The sequence below is a fragment of the Streptomyces flavofungini genome, from assembly GCF_041028215.1.
GTDB classification, from domain to species: Bacteria; Actinomycetota; Actinomycetes; order Streptomycetales; family Streptomycetaceae; genus Streptomyces; species Streptomyces flavofungini_B.
Genome location: NZ_JASKYR010000946.1, coordinates 1 through 3,211, shown reverse-complemented (window position 1 = coordinate 3,211; position 3,211 = coordinate 1). Strand labels below are relative to the sequence as shown.

At 71.2% G+C, this 3,211-nt stretch carries 3 protein-coding genes; 2 read left to right on the top strand and 1 reads right to left on the bottom strand.

Going from position 1 to position 3,211, the window contains the following annotated elements:
* Positions 1–2,386: MMPL family transporter (locus AB8Z36_RS36940; RefSeq protein WP_369217757.1), on the bottom strand; the 2,386-nt coding region annotated here is incomplete at its 3' end.
* 215 nt (positions 2,387–2,601) lie between these two features.
* Between AB8Z36_RS36940 and AB8Z36_RS36935 the strand changes: the two genes are divergently transcribed.
* Together AB8Z36_RS36935 and AB8Z36_RS36930 are read left to right on the top strand one after the other, a co-directional pair.
* Positions 2,602–2,982: an ArsR/SmtB family transcription factor gene (locus AB8Z36_RS36935; protein WP_440582103.1), complete on the top strand. Its 381-nt coding sequence runs from the start codon at positions 2,602–2,604 to the stop codon at positions 2,980–2,982.
* Positions 2,982–3,211 (top strand): hypothetical protein (locus tag AB8Z36_RS36930; protein WP_369217756.1); only part of this gene is annotated, 230 nt, incomplete at its 3' end. The genes AB8Z36_RS36935 and AB8Z36_RS36930, both read left to right, overlap by 1 nt.

Below are 3,211 nucleotides of genomic sequence, written 5' to 3'. Positions count from 1 at the left end.
CCGCTCGGGTAAACCGCCCTGTGCGATCCTGCGCGGCGCTCACCCCGGCCGGTCCGGCGACGGGTTCCGCGGCACCGGCGGCGGCGCGCCCGGCGGTCCGGGCCGCGGCGCGCTCCTCGGCGCGGCGGATCGCGCCGGACGGCCACCAGGTGGCGCGGCCGAGCAGGAGCAGCGCGGCGGGCAGGATCATGACGCGGATCACGAAGGCGTCGAGCAGGACGGCCGCCGCGAGGACGAAGCCCATCTGCTTCATCTCCAGGATGTGCAGCATCACGAAGCTCGCGAAGACGGTGACCATGACGATCGCGGCGCTCGTGACGACCTTGGCGGAGGACGCGATGCCGCCGAGGACCGCCTGCCGGGTGGGAACGCCGTTCAGGGCGGCCTCGCGGATACGGCTGACGACGAAGACCTGGTAGTCCATCGAGAGCCCGAAGAGGATCACGAAGAGGAAGAGCGGCACGCGCGAGGAGATCCCGTCGAGGGAGTCGAAGGCGAGCAGCCCCTCGGCCCATTCGCCCTGGAAGACGAGGACGAGCAGACCGAGCGCGGAGGCGACGGAGAGCAGGTTGAGCACGGCGCTGAGCAGCCCGAGGGCGACCGAGCGGAACGCGTACACGGTCATCGCGAAGGTCATCAGGAGCAGGAAGCCGAGGACGAGCGGCAGCTTGCCGTTCTGGTGCTCGACGTAGTCCGTGCCGCGCGGCACCTCGCCGGTCACGGCGCTCTCGACGGCCCCGGCCCCGGTTCCGGCCCCCGCCCCGGCCAGTCTGCCGACGGTCGCCGGGAGGTGGTCCTCGCGGAGGTGTGCGAGTGAGGTCTCCGCCTCGTCCGAGTACGTCGGGTACGGCGAGTTCAGCTCCAGTGTCGTGGTCCGAAGGTCCTTTGAGGAGCGGAGGAGCGGAGCATCCGAGGAGTGCGCGAAGAGCCGGTCGCCCCGCGCCCTGCGGTCGAGCTCGGTCAGGGCCTCGCGTACGTCACCGGCCCGCGAGGCCCCGGCGCGCACCACGACCAGGTGCCGGACGCGCTGCTCGGGGAAGGCGGCGAGCAGCCTGTCGTACCCCTTCATCGCGTCGATCTCCCGCGAGAAGCTGTCGCGCGCCGGGTTCTTCAGGGTCATGTCCAGCGCGGGCAGCGCGAGACCGAGCAGCGCGAGGACGGAGAGGCACAGGGTGAGCGCCGGGCGCTTGCGGGCCGGGGCGAGCAGCGCGCCCCAGACCCGGCCGGGCCGCTCCGCGCCGTCGCCGTCGCCGCCGTACGTGACGTCCGTGCCGTCCGTCCGGACGCGCTTGCCCCACGCGAGCCGCTTGGCATCCCTCCGCCCGGCTCGCCACCCGGCCCGGCGCCCGGCTCGCCGCTCGGCCCGCCGCTCGGCCCGGCTGCCGAGCTTGACGAGCAGCGCGGGCAGCACCGTCACCGAGCTGACCACGGCGACCGCGACGACCAGGATCGTGCCGGTGGCGAGCGAGTCGAAGATGACGTCACGGGCCAGGAAGAGCGCGGTGGTGGAGACGATCACGGCGAGACCGGAGACCACGATGGCGCGGCCCGCCGTGGCCGCGGCGGCCTCGACGAGCGCCTCGGAGGTGAGGCGTCCGCCCGCGCGGGCCCTCTCCTCGCGCTCGCGCTTGAGATAGAAGAGCGTGTAGTCGACGCCGACCGCCATGCCGATCAGCAGGATCATGCTCATGCCTACGCCGGTGTCGGGCACCAGGTGGGAGGCCAGCATCGCGAGGCCCATCGTGGCGATGATCGTGCTGAGGGCGAGGAGCAGCGGCACGCCGACCATGACGACCGAGCCGAAGACCACGGCCAGTGTGATCAGGGTGATCGGCAGCGTGATCGCCTCGGAGAACTGAAGGTCCTTGTTGCGCTGGTCGTCGACGCCCTTGCTCACGGAGGCGTCGCCGGTCTCCTCGATCACCAGCTCCGGGTGGGCCTTCGCGACCCGCTCGGTCTGCTCCTGGAGCGGCGGGACGTTCTTCTGGTCCTCCTGTTCCGAGCCGTTCAGCTCCACCTGGACCCGCAGTACGCGGCCGTCGGCCGAGCGCACCGGGGCGGCGACCGAGGCGACCTCGGGCAGCGCCGCCATCCGCGCGGTGACGTCCTTGACGGCGGCGTCGGCGGCCGCCTCGTCCAGCGGGCCCGAGGCGGCGCGGATGAGCACCTGTTCCGTGGGCCGGAATCCGACACCGCCCTCGGCGGCGAGGGCCTCGGCCCGGCCCGCCTCGCCGACGCGGAAGTCCTCCGCCGTGGCGCTGTTCATCCCGGCGGCGATCCCGCCCCCGAGGCACAGCGCCACGAAGACGAGCCAGCCGATGACCGCCCGTCCCGGGTGCAGCGCGCTCCACCGGGCCACGCGCACCGTGACCGATCTCCTGCCCATGTCCGTCCCCACCCCTTCGCGCATCCCCTCGCGCACTCATTCGACGGACGCCCTGCCGGACACCCTCTTCCATATGTAAGTGGAGACTGACAGGTGAAGGTTCAAAGCGTCAACTGTCATATCGAAGGTTTGACAGCCCTTCCCGCCATGCGTAAGCCTTGGCTGACAGGCTTGATCAGGAGCAGGACCAGCGTGAAGGCGGGCGAAGGCGGACCGTGGACAACGCCATGGACAGCGAGGAACTCCTCGCCTTTCTCGCCGCTGTCGGCCACGCCCAGCGCATCCGGATCATCAGCGAGCTCGCGTCCGGCCAGCTCTACGTGAGTGAGCTGGCCCGGCGCCTCGGGGTGTCCCGCCCCCTGCTCTACATGCACCTCGAACGCATGGAGAAGGCCGGTCTCGTCGTCGGCCGTCTGGAGCTCTCCGACGACGGCAAGGCACTCAAGTACTTCGAACTCGCGCCGTTCGACGTGCGGTTGAACGTGGATACGATCAGCGCTGCCGCCCGGCGGACCCGGCCCGGACCGTCGAAGGACGCGGCGGCGGGCGACGGGACGGGCGACGACGAACAGCACTCAACAAGGGGGACGCCCTAGTGGACGACGTGATCATTCCCGTCGCATTTTTCCTGATACTCGCCGGCGCGATCGTCGCCGTCGCCTACTTCCAGACCCAGCGCAACCGCGAGCGCGACCGGCAGTACGCCGAGGCCATGCACGAGTACCGCACGGTCGTGGAACGTGCCAGGTCGGAGCAGGAGGCGACCCGTCTCCAGCTCCAGGAGATCGGTCACCGGCTCCAGACCGTCGAGGGACTGCTGCGCAG